Genomic DNA, 26,603 nt, shown 5'->3' with positions numbered 1-26,603 from the left:
AATATTACTTACACTGTTCCAGTAACCCAAGTAGCTCCATGTCATAAAGCAAGTCGTTTTTTTCTTCTTCGCTAGCGTCCAGCAGTAACTCTTCTAGAGATCTATCCTTTAATATGTCCGATATGTTATTTCTGACATTAATTTCTACCTCCTCTGGCCCTCTACCAGCCATTAAAACAAGCTTAAACACATTTAACATTAAATTTTCCATGGGTATAAAAGGTACATGCTCATATTGATATGATGCATATCCTATTTCTATACCGTCATACAAAGGCTTCTCGCCTGACTTATTACTCATATCTAAAATATTTCGGCAACAGCCGTAGAAACAGTCTAAAAAATCAGTTCGTATGTCCTTATAACTCATACGTTCGTCATCTATCATTTCAACCTCCGCGGTATCAGAAGTATATTATTGTTATCGAGCACTTCCACCTTGATTCCTGGATATTTTTTCTGAAACTGTTCCACGACACCAAGGCAACTGTCGCAAGCTACGCGCTCAGTAAAAATGGTAACCTTTCCCTTAGCGGCAATGTTCCCCCCCAATTTATCAGCCAGATTATCCAAAATTTTATATTCAGAATCTAGGTTTCTGGGGATTGGGTTACCATCACTATTCTTGATCGTTTCATATGTGAAGTTTCCACCACCTTTCCCAACAAAACTTTTTTCAGCCTTGTCTACACGGCTATGTGCCGCAAGAGTTTTCGGCATGCCTGGGATATCGATTTGTGCAACTGCGGCATTCCCACTTTTTCGAATGTTTTGCGGAAACGGCGCCCTAGCATCCAATACTTGCTGTCTTAATGTAGCAGCCTGCTGAACGGTCTTCTCATTGACCAAATACCCTTTCCAGGCGCTGGTTGGCCCTACCAGTTTGGATGACAGGTATTGGTTGCCGACGTTCGCTTTGCCCATACCGGCAAACGTGCTGGCGATAGAGACCGCCATCACCGAGGCATTCACCCAGTCCGGCGACCACCCGGTCAACTTGCTGATTTGTTCTATCTGCTGGTTGCGTGCAAACAGCTGGCCGTCGGTTATCTGGTCGCCCAAATCATACGTGAATAACTTTTCGCTGTCATAACCGGCAAACGCCGGATAGTTGCCGAAGCGCTGGCGCTCTTTTTGTACCCAGTAATTGGCAATGAGGCCATCTTCATCCCGCGTTGACGGGTACTTATTCATCAGGGCTTCAAACTGCTTGCGTTCGTCTGAGTTCAACGCTTCTTGCGTGGTGCAAGCTACTTTTCGGCATGAAGCCGCCATCAGACGCGCTTCTTTTTCCTTGTCACCCTTAGCCAACGCTTTAATGGCGTTGAGTTCTTCCTGGTGCAGCTGTCGATTGAAACGCTCAACAAACTCACCCGCATTTGCACCGCTGGTGGCACCTGCTGCTTTGGCGGTTACGATGGCCCCTGCAAAGGCGCCCGCTACGCGGCTGATTTGAGCCTGACGCTCTTGCCAGCCTTCACTTCTGACCAAATTATCATTGATGATCACCCCGGCCAGCTCCGCCGCCAGCGCCCCTGCCGCCGCGCCTTTGGCATTGCCCTTGCCGATTTCTGCGGCCACGCCCGCCAGAACCGCATGGCTGACTGACTTCCCGGCCGCACCCAGGACTTCGCCGTTATCCCCGATCAGATTGGCGCCCTCGGCCTGCACCTGGCTGCCGATATTCGCCAGCAGCGCATTGGTCAGGTTGTCTTTGAAGCTGCCGCCATTGATGGCGGTATTCAGGCTGGAGCTGATGACCGATTGCCCGGCCACCCGCTGCGCCACCTTGCTCCAGTCGCCATTGCTCAGCTGCGGCAGTTTGACGTTGTTTGGATTGAGCGGTTTGCCCGCCGCGTCCTTGCTCCAACCCATAGCGCTGTCGAAGCCGTTGAGCGCGCCGCCGATCGCCATCGCCGTGGCGGTCGCCTTGACGTTTTCATTGCTGCCCAGCGCCTGCAGGGTTTTCGACAGGTTGCCCTGGTTTTCCACCAGCGCCACCGCCGCCTGGGAGGCCAGCGAAGACATACCAGCGGTGACTGCGCCGCTGGTTACCGCCCCGCCGCCCACGGCGCCGGAAACGCTGGAGGCCGCCGTGGCCGCCAGTGAACTGCCTGCGGTCACCGCCGCGGCCGCGATGGCGATCACCGCCGCCACCGCCGGGTTCAGGTGCTGGCTCTTGTAATCCCAGCTGTCGTAGGCGTCTTTGACCTTGCTCCACTGCACGTCGTTGCGCTTGTTCAGATCTTTGACCCAGGTGGTGCCCGGCGTATTGCCCAGCGCGTCGATGGCGCTTTGCAGCGCCTGGCCGTTTTTCACCTTCACATCGGCGCTAACACCCTTGGCGGCTTCCACGGTCAGGGCGCCACCGGTATGAATGCTCGGCAGCACCCACTTATTGTCTTCGTAGCCTTTATTGGCCTGCTTGATAAAGAAGCCTTTCGAATTACTGACGGTCTGTTCGAAGCTAGTGTTCTTCACTGCCCTGAAGTTAACCTGACCATGAGTACTGATCAGGCGCGCGTTTTGCCCGGCGGCGATTTTGCTGGCTTCATAGGTGCTGTCGTCGCGGCTCATCAGCGTGATATTGCCGGCGGCGGTAAACTCGGTAACCTTGTTTGTCACGTCATGGCGGGTCTGCTTAACCTCGGTTTTCTTGCCCCACCATTTGCGCTTGGTTTCCTTTTTCTCGTAGTGGCTGGACTCTTCCATCGCCTGGGCGTAGAGATAGCCGCCCTTGGCGGCGATATCCATATTCCCGGCGCGCATGGCTTCAGCCTGGTTGTGGGCGTCGACCTGAGCTTTTTGTTTGGCCTCGTCAATGCCTTTGCTTTGGGCTTCCTGGCGCAGGGCGGCAAGACTGCGCTCCGTCTCACCTTTTTCTCGCTGAGACTGTTCGATACGTTGCTGCGCCTGACTAACCTGATTGACGGCCTGATTGACCTCGTTTTGTGCCTGTGTCAGCGCCGTCTCGCGACCCGCAATTTCCCGTCTCAGATGGTCTTTAATATTCTGACTGCCGGGGAACCCCTGATTACCGATGTTTTTGAGCTGTTGGCGGAATTTGTCCAGCTCGGCCTGCCGTTTGGGCACTTCAGCCTGTTTTGCGACCACTAACTGCTCTGCCTGATTTTTATCGTTTACCGCCTGCTGTATGCGTTGCTGCGCTGCATTCACCGCCTGCTCCGCCGCCGCTATCCGACTCCCCCAATCCGTCACCGCCACCGGCGATTTCCAGTTTGCCCCCAACCCTTTCACTACCAGCTTGGTCGCCTGGAATAGAATGCTGCCACCGGAAATCACCGTCATCAGGCCACCGGCATTCAGCTCGGTCCCTTGCTGGGCACGGGTTTCGGTAAATTCGTTGCCACCTTCTCGGTAAGTGTGGTTTTGCACCGCCTCGAAGCGCATATCGCCGCCGGAGGTCAGCGTCATATTGGCGCCCGAAGTCAACCTGGCGCCGTAAGTCAGCAGTTGGTTATTCGCCGCCGCGGTCAGGTTTTTCCCGGCGCTGAGAGTAGTGACCACATGGCGGTCGTCTTTATTGTTGTCGTTGGCGGCATCAATGGCGGAATAGGCCAGATTCGATAACCATAGATTCTGCCCGGCCAGCAACGTGATGTTGCCGTTAGCGGAAAGTGCGCCGCCCTGGGTGCCGATGTCGCGGGCCGAGTTAATCAGCAAATTGCCGCCGGCGTGTACCCGGCTGCCCAGTTCAGGCGTGCGGGACACAGGGAAAAGCGCATTGAATCGGCCGTCAAGCTCACGGTAGTTAAGATCGGCGTTATGGGCGGCTAACAGCGTAACGTCCTTGTCCGCATTAATCTTGGTGCCGCGTAGCGCCAGATAGCCACCGCTATTGAGCAGCACCGAACCCGTTGCCCTCATTTGGCCACTGGCCAACAGTTGGTTGAAGTATTCTTGCCGTTTAGCCGGAGAAACCGGTCCCCCCAATAGCGGCCCCTCCAACAACGCGCTGTTTTTGACGATTGCAATGCTGCCGTTAGCCGTCATGGCGATATTTCGGCTTTGTGGCGCCAACAGCGTATTCAGCAACGTAATGGTGCTGCCAGCCGTGAGAGACAAATCGCGTGCAGCCTCAAGGCTGCCCAACCAGCGAGAACCGTCAGGGCGGAAGTAGTGAGGTTTCTCACTGGAATGTATTTTTATCTCACCGTTTTTGGCGTTTAACGTGACGTCCTGCCCTTTCAGCTCACTTTGCCACGCGTCGATAGTGTTGACTGCCGTCAGAGACAGCTCTTTTCCGGCGGCCAAAATGCCTTGCCCAAGAACAATTCGATCTTCGGCAATCGCGGTGATATTGCCGTCAGCACGAATCGCATCAGTGCCGACGATGTTTTTGGCATGCAGCAGAACATTCCGCGCCTTAAGCGACTCAGGTCTGCCGGAGGTGACCACTTCATTCAGCTGATTTTCATGAGGCGTCGGCGTACTGATTTCTATCTTATTTTTAAAATCCGCAGTGAGATTATTACCGGCGGTAATCGATGATTTTTGCTGCCCCTTTGCTTGCCAGACAACAAGCTCCTGCTGCTTGGTATAAGGGGCTTTTTCCGTGACATACAGCAGATCCCAATCTCCGGGAGGCGCATCTTCGTCACGGGCAAACTCCCCAACGCCAAACGTGTTCGTTCCCAGGCGCCAGTACCGATCTTTCTGACCGAGTTGAATGCTCTTGACGGTAAAATCATTCCCCGTCAGGATTAGATCTTTGGCCGCGCTGATATTCGACTGATCGTTCCATAGCGTTGTCGCGTTGATATAAGCGTTGTTGCCTGAATTTATCACTCCCGGCGCCTGTGATTTCACCAAGAGATACTCGTCTTTCCCCACATTAACCTTGTCGCCTTTCGACAGGTTGATTTCGCCAAACCAACTGCCGATGCCAAAGTCCTTCAGTTCAGGTTCCAACAGCACAATAGCGTCAACACCTTGCCGTGAGTCGTAATAACTTCCCACCAAGGATTTATTGAATGCTTTGGAGTTACCGGGGGTACTTTTCCAAACGGCTTGAACCTCTTGCCTCACATTGTTCAAACTCTCCGTGCGTATCACCAAGTCGCCGCTGTTGGTCAGGATTTTCGCCGAACGGTTCTCGACGGATTTAGCCTTGTTGCCCTGCGCATCCTTTTGGATCCACATATTTTTATTGGCGTGCAGCTTGGCATTTTCCCCGGCGTTGCGGATGTGGTCGCCGAAGATGCGCATATCGCCGCTGGTGCTGGTTTGCCCGTCATTCACCAGCGTCGTTGTCGCTAACGTGGCGTTACCGTCCGCCTGCACGATAGCGCCCGGCGTAATGTGCAATCCCTTGGCGCTGACATTGAGGTCCCCCTTGCTGTGCGTAGTGCCGTTAAGCACCAGGTTGCCATTAACGCTCAGCGTAATATCCCGCTGCTTGCTGGTGAGGTCTTTCAGGTTCACCCCTACTCCATCCTCATTGGCCACCAGGCGGATTTTGTTGGCGTACATGCCGCCCAGCGCCTTGGTATCCACCGCCAGCACAGGTTTTACGCCTTCACCGGCGATCGGTTTGATGCTGCCGTCCTTGAAGCTGATGCGGTTGGCGCCCTGGGTCAGCGACAGATTTTGCGCATTGATTTTGCCATTCAGCTCGGTGGCGCGGCTGATGATATCGACGTAGTCGGCGCCGCTGCCGTCCAGCCCTTTACCGCCGATGGTGACACCGCCTTTTTTCACCTCCAGCGCTTCCAGCGCGCCCTGCTTGTCGAACTGCGGTTTGCCGGTAGTCAACGTCACGCCCGGCGCATTGATAAAGCCGCAGCCGTCGCAGGTGATGCCATTCGGGTTGGCGATCATCACGTTGGCCTTGTTGCCGAATACCTCGAGTTTGCCCTGCAGCTCGGAACGACTGCCGCCGATCACCTCATTGATGATCAACTCCGCCGGCTTTCCCTTCAGGTAGGTGTTGCCCTGCGCGCTGTAGATCTCCACGCCCAGCTGCGTTTTGCCACCGTGCGTGGCGTTATTCAACACGGCGCCCTGTGGCCCAACGTTGAAATCTTTATAGGTGTTGTGCGAGATGCCTGCTCCGTTCGGCGTGGCGATATTCACCACCGGTACGTTACCCGGCTTGATAACCACCTGCGTATTGCCGTTGGCGGCGGTGATACCGGCAGCGAATGCCGGGTGCAACGGCTGGAAAGCCGTCAGGTAGATCAGCAAATAGCTGGCGCCCCGCGCCAACGGAGGGTTGAGCTTATCCATATTCATTCCTTCGAAAGGATGGTGTTGTGAACGCCGAGGGCGTTCCTGCTGTGTGCTGGCGTTATAACGTGACGGTGGCTTGCCAGTAGGCCACCCAACGATCCGGTTGCAGGCTGTCTGGGTGCGTCAGCGGTTTACCGACGGTGACCGCCTGATTGAACCAGCGGCCGCTTAACGTGGCACCCAGCGCTACACCGGTGACGTTGCCGCCGTCTATCTGCCCGGCGCGCCCCTGCAGCCAGCCGGCGTCTAACGCGCCGGTCAAAGAAAGTTCCCCCAGTCCCGGCAAGGTCTGCCATTGCCAGTTGAGTTCATTGCGCCAGTAGGCGCCGCGATTGCCAGTCAGGTACTGCTCTTTAAAGCCGCGCACCGAGTATTGCCCGCCGATGGAAATGCGCTCGCCGGCATACAGGTTGTCTGCGCTGGTTTGCCCGTAAGCCGAGGTCAGGTAGTAGAGGGAGGGTGCGAGCGGATAGAAATAGCTGGTGCTGAGACCAAGCTTACGGAACTCGCTGCGCGGCGCCCCGTTGCGCTCAGGATCGTCGGCGGTGGCGCCCAGCATGCGCAGCCCGCGGCTTACCGTCGGGTTCAGCGTCATATAGCCGCCGCCCGCGACCGCACTGTAATTGAGGCCCAGGCTGACGATGCTGAGCGTTGGGCTGCTGACGCCCAACCGTTCCCCCGCCAGCTTATTTTCCGTGGTGCGCCGCGCCAGCCCGATATCGACGGCCAGCTTACGTTTGCCATCCCGCAGCAACGTGCGGTTGGCGCCCAAACGCTGGGTCTGGTTATTGCCCTGATAGCGGTAAGCGGCGCCGCTGAACGGCACCTGCTGGAAAAAATCGTTCCAGGCATACTGGTAGCTGAACAGCCAATAGCCATAGGGTAAGGTGACGCTGCCGTTCAGGCTGCGGCTGCGATGATGCGGGCTGAAATCGTTATTGCGCGCTGCGGAAAGCGACCATTGATCGGCGAGACGCAGCGGATTATCCAGCGTGAAGGCGGCGTTCATCTGCCCGGTGCCGGTGCTTTTCTGGCCGCTGTTATCCGCGCCGAAAGAAAAAGAAACCGGCGCGCGCGTGGCGCCACGCAGCAAAACCACGTTGGAAAAGCCGGGTTGCTCACCAGGTTGGATATCGATAGTCACCTGTTGCGACGGCAGGCGGTTGAGCTGCTCCATGCCCTGCTCGATATCGCGCAGATTCAATACGCCACCAACCAGACCGGGGAACGCCATCTTCAACGCCGGCGTCTGCTCACCGTTTTGCGTGATGGACTCGATCCGCCCTTCGCTGGCGCTGACGGTCAACACGCCGCGGGAGATATCCTGCTCCTTTAGCCAGGCCTGTGAGGTGACATAGCCGCGCTGCAAATAAGCATTGGTGGTTTCGCGCACCAGGCGGTTAATGTGCTCCAGCGTCAGACAGCGCCCCTGATACGGGCGCGCCAGGCTTTCTTTCACCGACCAGGAAAGATGCTCGGCGCCCTCAAAAACAATCTGCCGCACCGGCTGGCAAACCGCCCCTGCGGCGGCCGGCACAGGCAGCGGTAACGCCGGTAATTCAACGTTATTCTGCAGCGCCTCGCGCTGTTGCTGAGCCTGTTCCAGCAACGTTTTCTGCTGTTGGGTAATGCTGTCGCGATCGGCAGGGCTGGTGATTTCCGCGCACCACGCAGAGCTGCAAAACGCCAAAAGCACAGGCCAAATCCTCGGCTTCCATGTACACATTTAAATACATCCATTTACGTTAACTTACACACCTTAGCGAAGTATATACATTTTATGCCGCCAATCAATGATAATGAGAATTATTTTTGTTTGATCAAAATCACAATGCGGGAAAAATATACGGATATGCCACAACCACTGCGTCTTATTACCCAGAGTGCATTTAATTAATATTAAAATTAAAAAAAAGAATAATAAAAACAAATAAATTCAATATAAAAATAACATGCTCAATATCGACAAAAACAAACAAGCAGAGTTTACAAAGTTAATTCCCCCTTTTATCTTGGTAGTTCTATTCGCATAATTAATTCATAAAAAACATAGTTATTAGTTAACCAATAAAGAAAAACAATATCGGGAATAACCTCATGTTTAACCGTGATATAGAACTGTTTATTCGTGATTACGTTAATGATATTAAGGCTGGCAGCGCTGCGCTGTTTGCCGGCGCCGGGCTGTCCATCCCCGCCGGTTTCGTCAGCTGGAAAGAGCTTATCGGCGATATCGCTTATGAACTGGAGCTGGATATCGAAAAAGAGAGCGATCTTATTTCCCTGGCGCAATATCACCTCAATGAAAAAGGCAACAGACATAAGATAAATCAAAAAATCATTACAGAGTTCGCTGAACAGGCGGAAGAAACAGAAAACCACCGGATTATCGCCAGATTACCGATAGCGTCACTTTGGACCACCAACTACGACGACCTGATTGAAAAAACCTATGCCCGTTATAATCGCGTATGCGACGTTAAAACCACACCGGAAAGCCTGACCAATAACATTCACAAACGTGATGTTGTTTTATATAAAATGCATGGTGACTATAGAAATCCCAACCAGGCGATTATCACCCGCGAACAATACGAAACTTACTCCCGAACACACCTTCCCTTTATCAACATGCTGATGGCGGAACTGACCGCTAAAACGTTTCTGTTTATCGGTTTCAGCTTCGAAGATCCCAATCTGCAGTATGTGTTGAGCCGCCTCTATGCACAGTATGCCGAAGGGAAAAGAAATCACTACTGCATTATGCGGCGCGTTCAGCTCGGCGACAGCGGCAGTGAAGATCAGGCGTCCTGTGACTACAACAGCCGTAAACAAAGCTTGATGATCAACGATCTGCGCCGTTACGGCATTCAAACGCTGCTGGTGGATGACTATCGGCAAATCACCGACCTGCTGTATGCCATCGAAACGCAGTTCAAGAAAAGCACGGTGTTTATCTCCGGCAGCGCCGACAACTACCATCCTTATGCCCGTGAAGAGTCCATCCAGTTCATACATCGTCTGGCGCGCCTGCTTATCCGCAAACAGCACCGCATCGTCAACGGCTTCGGCTGGGGCGTAGGCACGGCGGTGATCAACGGCGCACTGGAAGCCATTTACGACAGCCAAGGGAAAATCAGCGAAAGCCAACTGGTGCTGCGTCCGTTCCCCCAATTCGCCAGCGGGGGCATAGCGTTGCCAGAGCTTTGGCGGGAATACCGCCAGAACATGATTTCGCTCAGCGGCATCGCAATCTTTTTGTTCGGCAACAAACGCAACGCCGAGGGCGAATACGTGCTGGCCGACGGTTTATTGCAAGAGTTCCAAATCGCCACGGAACAAGGTTGCGTCTGTATTCCTATCGGTTGTACCGGCAGCGCATCCGCCGAGATCTACCGGAAAATCAAGGAGGAAATGAAAGAAACCCTCTACCACCGCCACCCCGCCGCCATGAACCTGCTGGATCAGCTTAACGAACCGGGCAGCCTGGCGGAGAAGAAAAAATGCCTGTTGGCACTAATCGATATCATTGCTAAGGATAACCCCCGATGACCAGAAAATGCTTTTACAGTTTCCATTATGAGCCGGACAACTGGCGCGCCTCTCAGGTACGCGAAATGGGCGCGCTGGACGGTAACCGGCCGGCCACGGATAACGATTGGGAGGAAGTGAAAAAAGGCGGTGACGCCGCCATCGCCGCTTGGATCAAGGGCCAGTTGGACAACCGCAGTTGCGCCGTGATTCTCGCCGGTAAAGATACCGCTAATCGCAAATGGATTAATTTCGAAATATGCGAGGCCTGGAAAAAAGGCATGGGCGTACTGGTGGTGTATATCCACAATTTGAAAGACAGCGCCGGCGACCAAACCACGAAAGGTAAAAACCCGTTGGATCACATCAAGCTGGGTGAAACAAAACTCTCCGCTATCGCCAAAGCCTATGATCCGCCTTACCTGACCAGCACCAATGTCTATAACCACATCAAAGAAAATCTGGCTGAGTGGGTAGAAGAAGCGATCCGCATCCGCGAAAATTACTGATGCCCCTGATAGACGAAAGGCTGCATGGTTATGCAGCCCTTCGTTTGTTTATAGCCCAAACGCCTCACCCATACCGCCCGGTAATATAGTCTTCGGTGCGGCGCTGGCGCGGCGAGGTAAAAATCGCGTCGGTATCGTTGTATTCCACCAGCCGCCCCTGATGAATAAAGGCGGTGTAGTCGGAGACGCGCGCCGCCTGCTGCATGTTGTGCGTCACCAGCACCACGCTATAGCGCTGCTTGAGTGCGGAAATCAGCTCTTCGATGGTCAGCGTGGAGATCGGATCCAGCGCCGAGGTCGGCTCGTCGAGCAGCAACACCTCCGGCTCGATGGCGATGGCGCGCGCGATCACCAGGCGCTGCTGCTGGCCGCTGGACAAGCGGAACGCGTTTTCGCGCAGTCGGTCCTTCACCTCATGCCACAGCGCGGCGGCGCGCAGCGAACGCTCCACCGCCTCATCCAGCAAACGCCGGTCGCGCACGCCCTGCAGCCGCAGGCCGTACACCACGTTTTCATAGATCGATTTTGGGAACGGGTTCGGCCGCTGGAACACCATGCCCACCCGCCGCCGCAGCGCCGCCACGTCGATCTGCGCGCCGGAGATCGCCGCGCCGTTCAGCTGCAGTTCGCCCTCGATGCGGCAGTTGTCCACCAGATCATTCATGCGGTTGAAACAGCGCAGCAGCGTCGATTTACCGCAGCCCGAGGGGCCGATCAAAGCCGTCACCCGGTGCTTCGGGATACGCAGCGAAATATCGTGCAGCACCTGTTTGTCGCCATAAAACAGGTTCAGGCCGTTGACCGCCAGCGCGGTCTGTTCATCGTCGAGATGCTGGACATCCAGCCGGGGCAAACTGCCTGGCGTCATCAAACCCATTACGCACTCCCCAAAAATAGCGTCATTGTTACTGCGACCATGCTCGGTACCGCTCCCTCAACGAATGGCGGATACCCATCGCCGCCAGATTCAAACTCACCACGATCGTCACCAGCAGGAAGGCGGTGGCGAACACCAGCGGCCGCGCCGCCTCTACGCTCGGGCTCTGGAATGCCATATCGTAGATCTGGAAGCTCAAATGCATGAACTGCCGCTCCAGGTGCAGATACGGGAAAATCTCGTCTACCGGCAGCACCGGCACCGATTTCACGACCCCCACCAACATCAGCGGCGCGGTCTCCCCGGCGGCGCGCGCCACCGCCAGGATCAGGCCGGTCATCATCGCCGGCGCCGCCATCGGCAGCACGATGCGCCACAGCGTCTCGGCCCGGCTGGCGCCCAGCGCCATCGAGCCCTGCCGCAGCGAGGCGGGAATGCGCGACAGTCCTTCCTCGGTGGCGACGATCACCACCGGCAGCGTCAGCAGCGCCAGCGTCAGCGCCGCCCACAGCACGCCGGGCGTGCCGAAGGTCGGGTTGGGCAAGGATTCAGGATAGAACAGCTGATCGAGCGTGCCGCCAATCATGTAAACAAAGAAGCCGAGGCCAAAGACGCCGTAGACGATCGAAGGCACCCCGGCCAGGTTGACCACCGCGATGCGGATCACCCGCGTCAGCAGATTGTTGCCGGCATACTCGTGCAGATATACCGCCGCGATCACGCCAAACGGCATCACCACGATCGACATCAGGATCACCATCAACACCGTGCCGAAAATGGCCGGGAACACCCCGCCTTCGGTATTCGCCTCGCGCGGGCTGTCGGTGAGGAACTTCTTCACCTGCTCGCCCCAGTGTGCCAGCTTCTCGGTGGTGTTCATGGCGTTCGGGTACCAGGCATCGCGCACCTGGCTGAGCGGAATGGTCAACGTCTGCCCGTGCATGTCGCGCAGCAGCAACGCGTCACGCTGGCGATCGCGGTTCAGCCCCGCCAGACGTTCGGACAACAGCTGATACTGCCGCTGCAGCTCCAGCCGTTCGGCCTTGATGGCGTCCTGTGCGCGAGCGTCCAGCTTATCGTCGCGCTGCAGGCGTTTTTCCCGCAGCCGCAGCGCGTCAAACTGCTGATTGATGCGCGCCATGTCGCGGAATTGAATGTCGTGCGCCTGGCGCGAGAGCGCGGCTATTTGCGGCAGGCGCTGCTGCAACGCCTGCCCCAGATGGCGACCGGTCAGCGGTTGCCCGTCTTCCAGCAGCCCCGCCAGATAGCCGTAGGCGGTGCCGTGGCTGTCGCGTTCCAGCACCAACAGGCTGCGCGGCGTGCTTTGGCTGCGGATATCACTGGCCAGCAAGGTGCGGAAATCCTGCCCCTCGCGCTCGCGGTTGCCGACCTTAATCAGAAAGCGTTCGACGCTCTGCGCCTCGCCCGGCGGCGTTATGCCCGCGTCAGTCAGCTGGCGGCGAGGAATGCTTTGCTGCTGATACAACTCGCCAATCACCGTCACCGGTCCGGCGCCGTTCTGATTCAGTTCGAACTGATAAACCGGGCTCGGCCAGAAATAGCGCATCCCCTGTCCGGCCAGCAGCAACAGAATGCCGATCAGCGCCAGCAGGCTGACGGCCACCGAACCGGCGGTCAGCCATATCCACGGCGACCCGCTCTTCACCCAGTTCTTCATGGCGCCTCCTGATTCGGCGTGTAGCGCTTGCGCAGCCGCAGGCGCACCGCCTCCGCCAGCGTGTTGAACACGAAGGTGAAGACAAACAGCACCAGCGCGGTCAGGAACAGCACGCGGTAATGGCTGCTGCCGGAGACCGCCTCCGGCATTTCAATGGCGATGTTGGCCGCCAGCGCGCGCAGCCCCTGGAACAGGCTGCCGTCGATAATCGGCGTGTTGCCGGTGGCCATCAGCACGATCATGGTTTCCCCCACCGCACGGCCAAAGCCGATCATCAGCGCGGAGAAAATGCCGGCGCTGGCGGATGGCAGCACCACCTTGATCACCGTCTGCCACTGGGTAGCGCCCAGCGCCAAAGAACCCTGGCTCAGGGTCGCCGGCACGCTGAACAGTGCGTCCTCCGCCAGCGAGAAGATGATCGGCACCAGCGCGAAGCCCATCGCTACACCTACCACCAGCGCATTGCGCTGGTCATAATTATCCCCCAGCCAGAAATGCAGCGGCTCACCGAACAACGCCACCTCCAGCCGCGGCCCCAGGTTGAGCGCCAGCCACACCGTCAACGCCAACAGCGGCAGCAGCAACAGCAGATCGACGCCCGGCCGGCAGCGCGGCATCAGGCGATGGGTCAACGCGCCGCACAGCAGCACCGCCGCCGCCAGCAGCAGCGGCAACGCCAGCACCGCCAACAGATACTGCTCGATGATCGGCGCCAGCCAGATGCCGGCCACCAGCCCGATCACCACCGTCGGCAGCGCGCCCATCACTTCGATAGCCGGTTTGATCACCCGCCGCAGCCCCGGCGTCATAAAGTAAGCGGTATAGATGGCGCCGGCCAAGGCCAGCGGGATGGCGAACAGCATCGCGTAAGCCGCCGCCTTAAAGGTGCCGAAGATCACCGGCATCAGGCTGAATTTGGGTTGGTAACTGTCTTCGCCGGAGGTGGACTGCCAGACATAGGCCGGCTGCGGGTAGTTCTCATACCACACCTTGCCCCACAACGAACGCCAGGTGACGTCCGGATACGGGTTGTCGAGCGCATAGCGCTGCCAGCCCTGCGCGCTCTCCAGCAGCAGGCCATCGCCGCGCGGCGCGAACGCCATCTGCCGCACCTCGGCGCCCAAACGGGTATTCAGCAGCGGCTGCGGTTGAATGGCGGAGAACAGCGAGAAGCCGCCATCGGGCCGCAGGGTGGCGAACACCCGGCGGTAAGGCTCAGCCGCCGTCAGCTCCTGCCCGTCGGCGCCGTGGTCGAAATGCTGCACCGGCGTCAGGCGCCAGCGCCGATCTTTTTCCACCTCGAACCACTCGCGCAGATTGCCGTCGGCGCCCTTGATCAGCAGCGCGCTGCCGCCGGGCAGCGCCGTCATCTGATACGGGGCATGTTCGCCAAGGGTACGCGTTTCACGCAGCTGCAGCTGTGCGCCGTCGATCTGATAACGCGCCAGCCGGTTGCCGGTCAGCAGATAAAGCTGGCGGCCATCCGGCGTCAGCACCAGCTGCTCCCCGTCGTGATCCAGCAGCCGCTCGCTGAACTGCGGCGGCCGGTCGGGGCTGAAGCGGCCGAACACCAGCCGCCGATCGTCGGTCACTCCGGCCAGCAGATACTGCCCGCGATGCGCATCCGCCAGCGACAGCAGCTTCAGCGGCTTGCGCTGTGGATCCAGCGCCAATGGCTGCTGCCCGAGCGGGAACTGCCACTGCGGCCGGCCGTTTTCCGCCGTGGCGAAATCCGCGCGCGCCACCACCAACCGGCCGTCGGCCTGCGCCAGCGCAAACAGATCGCGCTCGCCGGCGGCCTGCGCGAGCAGCGTCGGTTTGGCCAACAGCATCTGCTGCGCCAGCGGCGTCTGGGCCTGGCCGCTCGGCGCTGGCGTCAGACGATAAAATTGCCCCGCGCCCTGCGCGTCGATGCGATAACCGACGCGCTGCTGCACGTCCATGCCCAGCGCCAGCGCCGGGGCCGATACCGTGAACGGCAGCGGCTGCACCTGGCCGAGCGAGGCGGGTTTGAACAACGGCAGCACCGCAAACAGCAGATAAACGAAGATCAGCATCAACGTCATCAGCACCATCAGCCCGCTGGCGGTCACTGCCGCCTGCACGCCGCGGTCGATGCGCCCGCGCATGCGATCTCGGGGATGTTGATTGGCCGTCGTCTGTGTCATGTGTCTCGCTGTCGCTGATGTAATCGGGCTTGCGCCGTAAGATAACCGGGCATCTTATGTCAGTTTTATGACGTTTGCATGACAAAGTTACCCGCCATAACTCAGGTTTTTTACACTGCCATCAGACAATATGAATTTGATATATTGCTGAAAAATGACCATAAACACGCTTTATAACGCCAAGAATAAGCCTGCTAACCGTCATTTCATGCTGATCGTTTCACTGCCGGGCATCCCGCCGCGGGGAAAATTTATTGCCGCCGAAAAACGCCGCGCGCCAACGCAATGGATATGTTGGACTTTCCTGTCAATCTCTCGCAATAATGATGAAGGACACTAGAGCGGCATCCGGGCGCTGCGTCCCGGATCCTATTCTAAATTTGAACTGGAGTGGCAATGGGTCAGGAAAAGCTCTACATCGAAAAAGAACTAAGCTGGTTATCCTTTAATGAGCGCGTGTTGCAGGAAGCCGCAGATAAGAGCAATCCCCTGATTGAACGTATGCGTTTTCTGGGCATTTACTCCAACAACCTCGACGAGTTCTATAAAGTCCGCTTCGCCGATCTCAAACGGCGCATCCTGATCAGCGAAGAGCAAGGTTCCGCCGGTTCCTCACGCCATCTGCTGAAAAAGATCCAGGCCAAGGTGCTGAAAACCGATCAGGAGTTCGACGGTCTGTACAACGATCTGCTGCTGGAAATGGCGCGCAACCAGATCTTCCTGATCAACGAACGCCAGGTGTCCGAGAACCAGCAAATCTGGCTGCGGCAATATTTCAAACAGCACCTGCGCCAGCACATCACGCCGATCCTGATCAACCACGACACCAACCTGGTGCAGTTCCTGAAAGACGATTACACCTATCTGGCGGTGGAGATCATCCGCGGCGCGCGCATCGACTATGCGCTGCTGGAAATCCCGTCCGACAAGGTGCCGCGCTTCGTCAATCTGCCGCCGGAAGCGCCGCGCCGCCGTAAGCCGATGATCCTGCTCGACAACATCCTGCGTTACTGCCTGGACGATATCTTCAAGGGCTTCTTCGACTACGACGCGCTCAACGCCTATTCGATGAAGATGACCCGTGACGCCGAATACGATCTGGTCACCGAAATGGAATCCAGCCTGCTGGAACTGATGTCCTCCAGCCTGAAACAGCGCCTCACCGCCGAGCCGGTGCGCTTCGTTTATCAGCGCGACATGCCGAACGAGATGGTGGAGCTGCTGCGCGGCAAGCTGGGCATCTCCAACTACGATTCGGTGATCGCCGGCGGCCGCTATCACAACTTTAAAGACTTCATCAGCTTCCCGAACGTCGGCAAGGCCAATCTGGTCAACAAGCCGCTGCCGCGCCTGCGCCACATCTGGTTCGACGGTTTCCGCAACGGCTTCGACGCCATTCGCGAAAAAGACGTGCTGCTCTACTACCCGTACCACACCTTTGAACACGTGCTGGAGCTGCTGCGCCAGGCGTCGTTCGATCCGAGCGTGTTGGCGATCAAAATCAACATCTACCGGGTGGCGAAAGACTCGCGCATCATCGAATCGATGATCCACGCCGCGCACAATGGCAAAAAAGTCACGGTGGTGGTCGAGCTGCAGGCGCGCTTTGACGAAGAGGCCAACATCCACTGGGCGAAGCGCCTGACCGAGGCCGGCGTGCACGTGATCTTCTCGGCGCCGGGGCTGAAAATCCATGCCAAACTGTTCCTGATTTCACGCCGTGAAGGCGATGAAATTGTGCGCTATGCTCATATCGGTACCGGCAACTTTAACGAAAAAACCGCGCGCATCTACACCGACTATTCGCTGTTGACCGCCGACTCGCGCATCACCAACGAGGTACGCCGGGTATTCAACTTTATCGAGAACCCCTACCGCCCGGTCACCTTCGATAACCTGATGGTGTCGCCGCAGAACTCGCGCCTGAAGTTGTATGAGCTGATCGACAACGAAATCGCCAACGCCCAGGCCGGGGAACAGGCCGGCATTATGTTGAAAATAAATAATCTGGTGGATAAAGGGCTGGTAGATCGGTTATATACCGCGTCCGGCGCCGGCGTGAAGATCCGTCTGCTGGTGCGGGGCATGTGTTCCCTGATTCCCAACCTGCCGGGGATCAGCGACAATATTCAGGTGATCAGCATCGTCGATCGCTTTTTGGAACACGATCGGGTTTACGTTTTCGACAACAAAGGTGACAAACGGGTGTATCTGTCCTCCGCCGACTGGATGACCCGCAACATAGATTACCGTATCGAAGTGGCGGTATCGCTGCTGGATCCGGCGCTGAAACAGCGCGTTCTGGACATTCTGGAGATCCTGTTCAGCGATACGGTCAAGGCCCGTTATGTGGATAAAGAACTGAGCAACCAGTACGTGCCGCGCGGCAACCGCCGCAAAGTGCGCGCCCAGGTGGCTATTTACGAGTATTTAAAAGCTCTGGAACAACCAGGACAGTAGGCCAGCAACTATGCCGCTAAAAAACACTGCAACGAACAAACCGCAGGAAATCGCCGCCATCGACCTCGGGTCGAACAGTTTCCACATGGTGATCGCCCGCGTCGTCAACGGCGCCTTACAGGTATTGGGCCGTTTAAAACAGCGGGTGCACCTCGCCGACGGATTGGACAGCAACAACGTACTCAGTGAAGAGGCGATAGAACGCGGCCTGGCCTGCCTGGCGCTGTTTGCCGAACGGCTGCAGGGCTTCCCGGCGGATAACGTCACCATCGTCGGGACCCATACCCTGCGCCAGGCGGTGAACGCTGAAGTGTTCCTCAAGCGCGCCGCCAAAGTGATCCCCTACCCGATCGAAATCATCGCCGGCCAGGAAGAAGCGCGCCTGATCTTCATGGGCGTGGAGCACACTCAACCGGAGAAAGGCCGCAAGCTGGTGATCGACATCGGCGGCGGCTCCACCGAGCTGGTGATCGGCGAAGACTTCGAGCCGCTGCTGGCGGAAAGCCGCCGCATGGGCTGCGTCAGCTTCGCCCAGCTGTTCTTCCCCGGCGGCGAGATCAGCAAAAACAACTTCCGCCGCGCGCGGCTGGCGGCGGCGCAGAAGCTGGAAACGCTGGCCTGGCAGTACCGCATTCAGGGCTGGCAGTATGCGCTGGGCGCCTCGGGCACCATCAAGGCCGCCCACGAAGTGCTGGTGGCGATGGGCGAAAAAGACGGTCTGATCACCCTCGAACGCCTGGAAATGCTCGCCGAACAGGTGCTGCAGTTCAAAAGCTTCGGCTCACTGAGCCTGCCGGGGCTGTCGGAAGATCGCCAATCGGTGTTCGTGCCGGGGCTGGCTATCCTGTGCGGCGTGTTCGACGCGCTGGCGATCCGCGATCTGCGCCTGTCCGACGGCGCGCTGCGTGAAGGCGTGCTGTATGAAATGGAAGGCCGTTTCCGCCACCAGGACATCCGCAGCCGCACCGCCAAAAGCCTGGCCGATCACTACAACATCGACCGCGAACAGGCCAAGCGGGTGCTGGAAACCACCGAACTGCTCTATTCGCAGTGGATGGCGCAAAACACCAAGCTGGTGCATCCGCAATTGGAAGCCCTGCTGAAATGGGCCGCCATGCTGCACGAAGTGGGGCTGAGCATCAACCACAGCGGCATGCATCGCCATTCGGCCTACATTCTGCAAAACTCCAACCTGCCTGGCTTCAACCAGGAACAGCAGCTGCTGTTGGCGGCGCTGGTGCGTTTCCACCGCAAGGCGATCAAGCTGGAAGAGCTGCCGCGCCTCAACCTGTTCAAAAAGAAACACTACCTGCCGCTGATCCAGCTGCTGCGTCTGAGCACCCTGCTCAACAACCAGCGCCAGTCGACCACCACGCCGGAAACGCTGCGCCTGACCACCGACGACAACCACTGGACGCTGCGCTTCCCGGCCGGCTACCTGGCGCAAAACAACCTGGTGCAGCTGGACTTCGAGCGCGAGCAGGCCTACTGGAACGACGTCGTCGGCTGGAAGCTGCTGATCGACGAAGAAGGCTCGCAAGACGAACAGCGCTCCGCCTGATCCCCCGCCCCCTGCCAGCCAGGGGGTTTTCTTTCCGCCCCGCCCCGTCAACCTAAACGAAACCCTAATACGCCGCGCCGCGCGCCGGAAAAAAATGGACAACTTTTGTCATCAGCGCCTAAAATCCGGTTACAAATTCTCGAGCGAATAACACAGGACACCGGCATACCGGGTGATATATGCGCAAGAAAACCACCGGACAGATGACGAAGATAGTGTTGTTTATCAGCTTTATCATTTTAGTCGGCCGACTGCTGTACGCCGCCGTGGTGGCGGTGCCTCATCATCAGGAAAAAAAGCAGGCCGCTGCGCAAAACGCCGCCGAAGTCAGCGCGCCGCAACAGGACGCCTCCTCTGAATAACCGCCGCGCCCCGTCCGTTTCATAAAAATGACTCCGGCACTCGCTATGCTCTATCTTTTAATGAGCCTGCGTCAGGAACGTCGAGCGCCCGTTAAGGAACACCATGTCAGCCGCAACCCATAACGTCAAAAAAGTCGCTGAACACCGCCAGCGCATTCTCACTCTGCTGTTGAACAATAAGGAATTGGTCGACGGCATTCTCGGCCGGCCAGGGGATGAACACGCCCTCAGCCAAAGCGAACTGCTGAACCAGACGGCGGAAATCACCGGCCTGCTGGACGACATGCACGCCGCCGACCTGGCGGACCTGCTGGAGGCGCTGCCGCAGGACGAACGTATGGCGCTGTGGCGGCTGGTGGGCAACAGCAAGCGCGGCCAGACGCTGGTGGAAGTCGCCGAACCGGTCTGGGACAGCCTGATCGAAGAAATGAGCGATAAAGACCTGCTCAAAGCGATCAAAACGCTGGACGTGGACGAACAGGCCTATCTGGCGCAATACCTGCCGCGTAACCTGATGGGCCGGTTGCTGACCTCGCTGGAGCCGGAGCAGCGCGCCCAGGTGCGCGAGATGAGCCAGTACGCCAAAGACAGCGTCGGCTGGATGATGGATTTCGAACTGGTGACGGTACGGCCGGACGTCACGCTCGGCGCGGTGCACCGTTTTTTGCGCATGCGCAAAACCATTCCCGACGCCACCGATAAACTGTTCGTCACCGATCGCAAAAACACCCTGCTGGGCGAACTGCCGCTCACCGCGGTGCTGCTGAACGACCCGGAGATCCCGGTACGCGAAGTGATGGACAGCGATCCCGCCACCTTTCAGCCTGAGGACAAGGCCGATGAAGCGGCCGGCGCATTCGAACGTTACGACCTGATCAGCGCCCCGGTGGTTGACGCCAAGGGCAAACTGATGGGCCGCCTGACCATCGAAGAGATCGTCGACGCCGTCAACGAAGAGAGCGACACCAACCTGCGCCGCATGGGCGGTTTGAGCCCGGAAGAAGACGTGTTCGCCCCGGTCAGCAAGGCGGTTAAAACCCGCTGGGCCTGGCTGGCGATCAACCTCTGCACCGCGTTTGTCGCCTCGCGGGTGATCGGCCTGTTCGAGCACACCATTTCCCAGCTGGTGGCGCTGGCGGCGCTGATGCCGATCGTCGCCGGCATCGGCGGCAACACCGGCAACCAGACCATCACCATGATCGTGCGCGCGCTGGCGCTGCACCAGATCGAAGTCGGCAACATCTCGCGCCTGATGCTCAGAGAGCTGGGCGTCGCCATCATCAACGGCGTGGTGTGGGGCGGCATCATGGGCGTGATCACCTGGCTGCTGTACGGCGACGCGGCGATGGGCGGCGTGATGACGCTGGCGATGCTGCTCAACCTGCTGCTGGCGGCGCTGATGGGCGTGGTGATCCCGATGACCATGCTCAAACTGGGCCGCGATCCGGCGGTCGGCTCCAGCGTGCTCATCACCGCGCTGACCGATACCGGCGGCTTTTTCATCTTCCTCGGCCTCGCCACCCTGTTCCTGCTGTAAGACGCTCAAAGCCGGCCCCGCGCCGGCTTTTTCGTCATTCTGTCGCCGGGTTTGCGCTAACGCAGTAAAGTCGGCCCTCCCGATAGGTTTTCCTCCCGCGCTGTACTACCCTTTTTCAATAAATCATCTTGATTCATCCACGTCATGAATCCAATCACAGGCAGAGGTCATCGGTAAGGATGTCTATGGATATCAGCGCGCCGAACGCGTTCGGCACACACAAAGGCGTTATGCTGACACATTCTCTGTTCGTGGCGCTGGCGACATTTTTGCTCGCCTTGCTGAGCCTGTCGTTATCCAGTGAGGCTCATCACTTCACGCCGCTGTGGTTCCCGACCGCCGCCGCGATCGCCGTGCTGTATCGCCATCCTCCGCGTCATTGGGGTTTGCCGCTGCTGGCCAGCGGCACAGGCATCGTACTCGCCAGCTTCCTGCTGTTCGGCTTCAGCGCCATTCCGGTCAAGCTGGCCGCCATCAACCTGCTGGAAGCGGCAGTGTGCGCTCTGCTGCTGCGCCGCACGCTGCCGGCGATCGATCCGCTGAGCGATCTGGGCTGTTGGCTGCGCTTCGTGGTCTGCGCGGTGATCTTTACCCCGTTGTTCAGCGCGCTACTGGCCGCCGGACTGACCCCCTCGCCGGACCAAACGTTTTGGCAATCGTTCGGCACCTGGTTCATCTCTGAGGCGATAGGGGTGCTGTCGCTGGCGCCGCTCGGGCTCACCTATCACCGCCGTCTGTTGGCCGGGCTGAATCCGTATCCGCTGCTGTTGACCCTGATGGGCTCGCTGGCCTTCAGCTATCTGGCGCTGACGCATCTGCCCTTCCCCTTTACCTTCGTCATCCTGCCGCTGCTGTGGGCGGCTATCGCGCTGTCACGCTTCGAAACCTTCACCGTCTGTTTCTGCACTCTCCTGCTGATCACCGTCCTGCTGTCGCTGGGCCTGCTGCGCCTTACGTCTTCCCGGCACACTTTCCTGGGCGAACTCGGCCTCTATCTGCCGATGTTGCTGATCCTGATCCCGGCGCACGCCATGGCGATGGTGATGCACACCTTCCGGGTGGAAAAGCAACATATCGTCGAGAGCGAAAGCCGCTTTCGCAGCGCGCTGGAGTATTCCGCCATCGGCATGGCGCTGGTGTCGCCGGAGGGCAAATGGCTGCAGGTTAACCAGGCGCTGTGCAAGCTGCTCGGCTATCCGCCCGAAAGACTTTATCGCCTGACCTTTCAAGAGATCACCCACCCGGACGATCTGAACGCCGACCTGACCCAACTGCACGAACTGCTCGACGGCCATATCAGCAGCTACACCATGGAGAAGCGTTATATCCGCAGCGACGGCCAGACGGTCTGGGCGCTGCTGGCGGTCTCGCTGGTGCGCGACGGCGAAGGCCGGCCGTTGTACTTCATCTCTCAGGTGGAGGACATCAGCGACCTTAAGCGCAGCGAGGCGGAGAACAACCGGTTGGTGGAGCGCATCACGCTGGCCAACCAGGTGGGCGGCGTCGGCATCTGGGAATGGGTGATGAGCCAGGAAAACTTCACCTGGGATCAGCGCATGTTCGAACTTTACGATCTCAGCCCTGACCAAGCACCGACGCTGGCGCTGTGGCGCACCCTGCTGGTGCCGGAAGATCGCGAGCGCACCGATCGCGAGCTGGCCGAGATCCTGGCGCAGCCGCGGCCGTTCGTCATGGAGTTTCGCATCATCACGCGCAGCGGCAAACTGCGCCATATTCGCGGCCAGGGCAACGTGATCCTCGACGATCAGGGCCGGCCGCTGCGCCTGATCGGCACCAATATCGACATGACCGAACTCAAGAGTCTCGCCGAGGCGCTGCACGAAGAGAAAGAGCGCCTGCACATCACCCTCGACGCCATCGGCGAAGGGGTGATCTCCACCGACAGCCACCTGCGCATCACCTTTATGAATCCGGTGGCGGAACAGATGTGCGGCTGGCCGCTCGACCTGGCGATCGGTATGCCCGTCGCCGGCGTGGTGCGCCTGACCAACGGCAAAGACGGCCCGGAAATCGAAAACCTCACGCAATACCCACGGCAATGGCCGGCGGATTATGCGCTGGTGCTGCACAGCCGCGACGGGCGTTATTTCGACGTACAGCAGTCGGTCTCACCGCTGAAAACCCTCGACGGGGAAACCATGGGCGCGGTGATGGTGCTGCAGGACGTCACCGCTTCGCGCGAGCTGATGAAAAAGCTCAGCTACAGCGCCTCGCACGACGCGCTGACCGGCCTGCCGAACCGCACCCGCTTCGAGAAACAGCTGAAAGCGGCGATCGTCGCCGGTGGGGAACCGTCGCCGCCGCATTCGCTGGTGTTCCTCGATCTGGATCGGTTCAAGGCGGTGAACGACACCGCCGGCCATGCGGCGGGCGATGCCCTGCTGCGGGATATCGCCCAGCTGATGCGGCATCAGCTGCGCGGCAGCGACTGCCTGGCGCGTTTGGGCGGCGACGAGTTCGGTCTGATCCTGTACGACTGCCGGCTGGAGCAGGCCAAATCGCTGATGCAGCAGGTGGTCAACCAAATCAGCCAGCACCCGTTCTACTGGGAAGGGAAGATTTACCGCGTCGGCGCCAGCGCCGGCATCACGCGCATCAGCGCCGACGCCAAAAGCAGCGAACTGTTGGCGCAGGCCGATATCGCCTGCTATACCGCCAAGCACCAGGGGCGCGGCCAGGTTTATCTGTACGAAACGCGGCAGAAACAGCTGCTGGAGCGGCAGCACGAGGTACTGAGCCAGCAGGAAGTGCAGACGATCATCAGCGAGGGGCAACTGCGGCTGCTGACTCACGCGGTCGCGCCGCCGGCGACGCCGCTGTCGGCCGCGTTTCACCAGGTGAAGCTGCAGGTGATGGCGCCGGACGAGCGCCCGCTGTCGCACGAGGCGTTCATCGCCGCCGCGCAGCTGTACGGCCTGATGCCGGACATCGACCGCTGGACGGCGGCGCAACTGCTGGTGAAATATGCCGACGACATCAAACGCAAAGGGCTGTCGCTCGCGCTGCCGCTGGCCATCGACAGCCTGCTGAGTGCCGACTTCCAGCGCTACCTGACGGAAACGGTGCGCGCTTCCTCGCTGCCGCCGCAGGCGCTGCTGTTCAGCGTCGATGAGGCCGCGATACTGGAGCACGCTGCGCAGTGTCGGGCATTTCTCCGCGAACTGCAGCAGCAGGGCTGCCGGCTGATCGTCAACGGCTTCGGACATAACATCAATGCGTTCGATGAACTCAGCGATCAGAAGATCGACATCATTCGCATCGATGAGCGCTTTATCACCAACGTGCACTGCAACCAGATGGACGAGCTGATGGTCTCGATGCTCAACGGCGCGGCGCATCGCATTAAAGCGCAGACCTTCGCCGGGCCGGCTCACCAGCCGGTGACGCTGCAGGCGCTGCGCGACATCGGCGTCGATCTGGCGGACGGCGACCAGGTGGCGCTGGAGCAGCCGCTGGCGGTGTTGCTCAGCGACGGCTATTTCGGCATCCGTTAACCTTCTCCCCCCTCTCAGGCGCCGTCTCCCGGGCGGCGCCTCGCATCTCGTTCGTTACATGATATTAACCAAGACAAGATTAGTGATATAAATAACACCTGAAGCTTAAACGATTAAGTAAGATGAAGCGCCCATGCGACTATCAGCGTATCCGTTGATTTTCCTCGGCATGTGATGGCTCAGGGATAAGGGACTATGGAAAAGAAATGGTTTTCCGCCAGGGAACTGATGGGTAAGGCGGGGTTGCCTTCAACTCCGCAAGGGGTCAATTTGATGGCCCGGCGTGAAGGCTGGGTCAGCCGCCGCCGCAGCGGCGTACAGGGCAAAGCGCTGGAATACCATATCGACAGTCTGCCGTTCGGCGCGCGCAGCCTGTCGGCGTTGCGCGAAACCGACCATCCGGATTACGACGTCAAACGCCAGGATCCGATACGGGTCTGGATCGAGTATTACTACCACCTGACGCCGGCCGAGCGGGAAAAGCTGCTGGCGTTCCTGATGCGCGAGGGCATGAGCCGCCTGCTGCAGCTGATCGACACCCCTCGCTAGCTCTGCGTTCAACTCTCCCCTTCCGGCGCCCAGCCGTCGTTGTGCCACAGATGCAGCGTGGCGTAAGAACGCCACGGGCGCCAACGTTCAGCGTAGCGTTCTATCTGGCGCGGCGTCATGCCGGGAAAACGCTGTTTGATCAGGTAATCACCGGCCAGGAACACGTCCGGCCACGACCAGGCGCGCATCGCGATATAGCTGGCGGTCCAGCTGCCGATGCCCGGCAGCGCGGTCAGCGCCTTGATGCCCTGTTCGATATCCAGCACGTTATCGAGCTGCAGCCGCCCTTCGCCCAGCGCGCGGGCGATCTCGATCAGCGCCGCCGCGCGCTTCAGCTGCACCCCGAGCGGGCGCAGTTCTTCGGGCTGCAGCTGCGCCACCCGTTCTGCGGTGGGGAAGACATGGGTGATGCCCTCATGCGGCGTCGCCAGGGCTTCCCCCCAGCGTTCAGCCATCCGCCCGGCGAAGGTCGCCGCCATTTTTACGCTGACCAACTGGCCCAGCACCGCCCGCGCCGCCTGCTCGAAACTGTTCACGCAGCCCGGCAGGCGCAGCCCCGGCGCATCGGCCGCCAGCGAGCCCAGCGCCTCATTGATGCGATCCGGCGCGGCATCCAGATCAAACAGCAGGCGCACCCGGCGCAACACCTCCGTCGTCACCAGACTGAGCGCAGGCGCGATCTCTACCCGAACCCGATTGCGCGCCTCTTCCGGCTGCACGCTGACCCAGCCGCGGTGTTCCGTGCCGCCCAGGCTGACGGCGATCGAGCGCAGGTAGCGGCGTCCGTCGACCCGCTCCACGCCCTGCACGGCGCGCGCCTGCAAGAAATTCAGCATGCGCTCCCAGTCATAGGGCGGCCGATAGCCCAGGTGAAACACCAGCCCGCTGGCGGCGGCCCGTTCACCGCGCGCGCCGCCGCTGCGCAGCGCTGACGGGATCAGGCGGTAGCGCGCCTTGAACAGCTCGTTGAAACGCCGCAGGCTGCCGAATCCGGCGGCGAACGCCACCTCGCTGAGCGGCAGATCGGTATCCGCCAGCAGGCGTTTGGCCTGCAGCAGCCGGTGCGACTGCGCGTAATCGATCGGTGAGGCGCCAAACTGTTCGGCGAAGATGCGCCGCAGATGGCGATCGGAAATGCCCAGCCGCGCCGCCAGCGCTTCGCAGCTGTGTTCAGACAGATACCCCTGCTCGATGAGCTGCACTGCCACCTGCGCATAGCGGTTGCCCAGATCGATCAGCGCCAGGCCGGGCGCCAGTTCCGGCCGGCATTTGAGGCAGGGGCGAAATCCCGCCAACTCTGCCGCCGCCGCGCTCGGATAGAAGGTGCAGTTTTCCAGCTTCGGCGTGCGGGCGCTGCACACCGGGCGGCAATAGATACCGGTTGAAGAGACGCCGACGAAAAAGCGTCCGTCGAATTTGCGGTCACGCGCGCGCAGCGCGTCGTACAACGCTTGCTGTTGAGTATTCATGGCAACGCTCGGGGTCGGTTTTTTCTGCATTATGGGGCTCGGCTGGCGTGCTGACGTGCGGAATTCGGACATTAAGTTAAGCACGCCGCAGCCGCGCCCGCTAAATTTTTCGACACTCGCGCATTGGCGCATTGC

15 protein-coding genes are annotated in these 26,603 nt (G+C 59.1%); 8 read left to right on the top strand and 7 right to left on the bottom strand.

Going from position 1 to position 26,603, the window contains the following annotated elements; translation table 11 throughout:
* Positions 1-4: 4 nt before the first annotated feature.
* From ACJ8QF_RS08865 to ACJ8QF_RS08855, 3 genes are all read right to left on the bottom strand, one after another.
* Positions 5-388, bottom strand: a complete 384-nt coding sequence (locus ACJ8QF_RS08865; RefSeq protein WP_442537463.1) for a hypothetical protein — start codon at positions 386-388, stop codon at positions 5-7.
* Entirely contained in the window at positions 385-6,249 is a 5,865-nt protein-coding gene (locus ACJ8QF_RS08860) for a DUF637 domain-containing protein (RefSeq protein WP_442537462.1), read from the bottom strand. Before ACJ8QF_RS08860 ends, ACJ8QF_RS08865 begins: the two co-directional genes overlap by 4 nt.
* Positions 6,250-6,310: 61 nt before the next feature.
* Entirely contained in the window at positions 6,311-7,978 is a 1,668-nt protein-coding gene (locus ACJ8QF_RS08855) for a ShlB/FhaC/HecB family hemolysin secretion/activation protein (protein ID WP_442537461.1), read from the bottom strand.
* Between the two features lie 371 nt (positions 7,979-8,349).
* Between ACJ8QF_RS08855 and ACJ8QF_RS08850 the strand changes: the two genes are divergently transcribed.
* Positions 8,350-9,804, top strand: a complete 1,455-nt coding sequence (locus ACJ8QF_RS08850; protein WP_442537460.1) for an SIR2 family protein — start codon at positions 8,350-8,352, stop codon at positions 9,802-9,804.
* On the top strand, positions 9,801-10,292 hold the full coding sequence (locus ACJ8QF_RS08845; RefSeq protein ID WP_004941616.1) for a TIR domain-containing protein: 492 nt from the start codon (positions 9,801-9,803) through the stop codon (positions 10,290-10,292). The genes ACJ8QF_RS08850 and ACJ8QF_RS08845 overlap by 4 nt, the downstream gene beginning before the upstream one ends.
* A 64-nt stretch (positions 10,293-10,356) precedes the next feature.
* On the opposite strand, the gene pstB is transcribed toward ACJ8QF_RS08845, so the two are convergent.
* From pstB to ACJ8QF_RS08830, 3 genes are read right to left on the bottom strand one after another with little or no spacing between them, the layout of a single operon-like run.
* On the bottom strand, positions 10,357-11,169 hold the full coding sequence (gene pstB, locus ACJ8QF_RS08840) for a phosphate ABC transporter ATP-binding protein PstB (protein ID WP_004941613.1): 813 nt from the start codon (positions 11,167-11,169) through the stop codon (positions 10,357-10,359).
* Between the two features lie 28 nt (positions 11,170-11,197).
* Positions 11,198-12,847, bottom strand: a complete 1,650-nt coding sequence (gene pstA, locus ACJ8QF_RS08835; protein ID WP_442537459.1) for a phosphate ABC transporter permease PstA — start codon at positions 12,845-12,847, stop codon at positions 11,198-11,200.
* On the bottom strand, positions 12,844-15,015 hold the full coding sequence (locus ACJ8QF_RS08830; RefSeq protein WP_442537458.1) for an ABC transporter permease subunit: 2,172 nt from the start codon (positions 15,013-15,015) through the stop codon (positions 12,844-12,846). The genes pstA and ACJ8QF_RS08830 overlap by 4 nt, the downstream gene beginning before the upstream one ends.
* Positions 15,016-15,411: 396 nt before the next feature.
* Here ACJ8QF_RS08830 and ppk1 point away from each other — a divergent pair, with 396 nt between their 5' ends.
* From ppk1 to ACJ8QF_RS08800, 6 genes are all read left to right on the top strand, one after another.
* On the top strand, positions 15,412-17,475 hold the full coding sequence (gene ppk1 / locus ACJ8QF_RS08825; RefSeq protein WP_004941606.1) for a polyphosphate kinase 1: 2,064 nt from the start codon (positions 15,412-15,414) through the stop codon (positions 17,473-17,475).
* 10 nt (positions 17,476-17,485) lie between these two features.
* Positions 17,486-19,036 carry an exopolyphosphatase gene (ppx, locus tag ACJ8QF_RS08820; protein WP_004941603.1) on the top strand — a complete coding sequence of 517 codons (1,551 nt, stop codon included), beginning with the start codon at positions 17,486-17,488 and terminating at the stop codon, positions 19,034-19,036.
* A gap of 179 nt (positions 19,037-19,215) precedes the next feature.
* Positions 19,216-19,398, top strand: a complete 183-nt coding sequence (locus ACJ8QF_RS08815) for a YfgG family protein (RefSeq protein ID WP_004941600.1) — start codon at positions 19,216-19,218, stop codon at positions 19,396-19,398.
* A 103-nt stretch (positions 19,399-19,501) separates the two neighbouring features.
* Positions 19,502-20,935: a magnesium transporter gene (gene mgtE / locus ACJ8QF_RS08810; RefSeq protein WP_015378729.1), complete on the top strand. Its 1,434-nt coding sequence runs from the start codon at positions 19,502-19,504 to the stop codon at positions 20,933-20,935.
* A gap of 185 nt (positions 20,936-21,120) precedes the next feature.
* A complete protein-coding gene (locus ACJ8QF_RS08805; RefSeq protein ID WP_442537457.1) occupies positions 21,121-24,450 on the top strand; it encodes a diguanylate cyclase in 3,330 nt (1,109 codons plus the stop codon).
* A gap of 195 nt (positions 24,451-24,645) precedes the next feature.
* Entirely contained in the window at positions 24,646-24,999 is a 354-nt protein-coding gene (locus tag ACJ8QF_RS08800; RefSeq protein ID WP_004941591.1) for a DNA-binding protein, read from the top strand.
* An 8-nt stretch (positions 25,000-25,007) separates the two neighbouring features.
* Here ACJ8QF_RS08800 and alkA read toward each other — a convergent pair whose 3' ends face one another.
* On the bottom strand, positions 25,008-26,498 hold the full coding sequence (alkA, locus tag ACJ8QF_RS08795; RefSeq protein WP_033645943.1) for a DNA-3-methyladenine glycosylase 2: 1,491 nt from the start codon (positions 26,496-26,498) through the stop codon (positions 25,008-25,010).
* Positions 26,499-26,603: the final 105 nt, after the last annotated feature.

Origin of the sequence: Serratia sp. CY81684, assembly GCF_052166595.1 — a bacterium.
Classification (GTDB): Bacteria; Pseudomonadota; Gammaproteobacteria; order Enterobacterales; family Enterobacteriaceae; genus Serratia; species Serratia nematodiphila.
Note: the sequence above shows the minus strand (reverse complement) of the source record. Positions and strands in the feature narration are given on the sequence as shown.

Excerpts from the sequence above, each read along its gene's own strand:
- mgtE (WP_015378729.1), top strand. The coding sequence starts at position 19,502 with ATGTCAGCCGCAACCCATAACGTCAAAAAAGTCGCTGAACACCGCCAG.
- ACJ8QF_RS08865 (WP_442537463.1), bottom strand. The coding sequence starts at position 388 with ATGATAGATGACGAACGTATGAGTTATAAGGACATACGAACTGATTTT.
- ACJ8QF_RS08860 (WP_442537462.1), bottom strand. The coding sequence starts at position 6,249 with ATGGATAAGCTCAACCCTCCGTTGGCGCGGGGCGCCAGCTATTTGCTG.
- ppk1 (WP_004941606.1), top strand. The coding sequence starts at position 15,412 with ATGGGTCAGGAAAAGCTCTACATCGAAAAAGAACTAAGCTGGTTATCC.
- ACJ8QF_RS08800 (WP_004941591.1), top strand. The coding sequence starts at position 24,646 with ATGGAAAAGAAATGGTTTTCCGCCAGGGAACTGATGGGTAAGGCGGGG.
- ACJ8QF_RS08805 (WP_442537457.1), top strand. The coding sequence starts at position 21,121 with ATGGATATCAGCGCGCCGAACGCGTTCGGCACACACAAAGGCGTTATG.
- ACJ8QF_RS08830 (WP_442537458.1), bottom strand. The coding sequence starts at position 15,015 with ATGACACAGACGACGGCCAATCAACATCCCCGAGATCGCATGCGCGGG.
- ACJ8QF_RS08850 (WP_442537460.1), top strand. The coding sequence starts at position 8,350 with ATGTTTAACCGTGATATAGAACTGTTTATTCGTGATTACGTTAATGAT.
- pstB (WP_004941613.1), bottom strand. The coding sequence starts at position 11,169 with ATGGGTTTGATGACGCCAGGCAGTTTGCCCCGGCTGGATGTCCAGCAT.
- ACJ8QF_RS08815 (WP_004941600.1), top strand. The coding sequence starts at position 19,216 with ATGCGCAAGAAAACCACCGGACAGATGACGAAGATAGTGTTGTTTATC.
- ACJ8QF_RS08855 (WP_442537461.1), bottom strand. The coding sequence starts at position 7,978 with ATGTGTACATGGAAGCCGAGGATTTGGCCTGTGCTTTTGGCGTTTTGC.
- pstA (WP_442537459.1), bottom strand. The coding sequence starts at position 12,847 with ATGAAGAACTGGGTGAAGAGCGGGTCGCCGTGGATATGGCTGACCGCC.
- alkA (WP_033645943.1), bottom strand. The coding sequence starts at position 26,498 with ATGCAGAAAAAACCGACCCCGAGCGTTGCCATGAATACTCAACAGCAA.
- ppx (WP_004941603.1), top strand. The coding sequence starts at position 17,486 with ATGCCGCTAAAAAACACTGCAACGAACAAACCGCAGGAAATCGCCGCC.
- ACJ8QF_RS08845 (WP_004941616.1), top strand. The coding sequence starts at position 9,801 with ATGACCAGAAAATGCTTTTACAGTTTCCATTATGAGCCGGACAACTGG.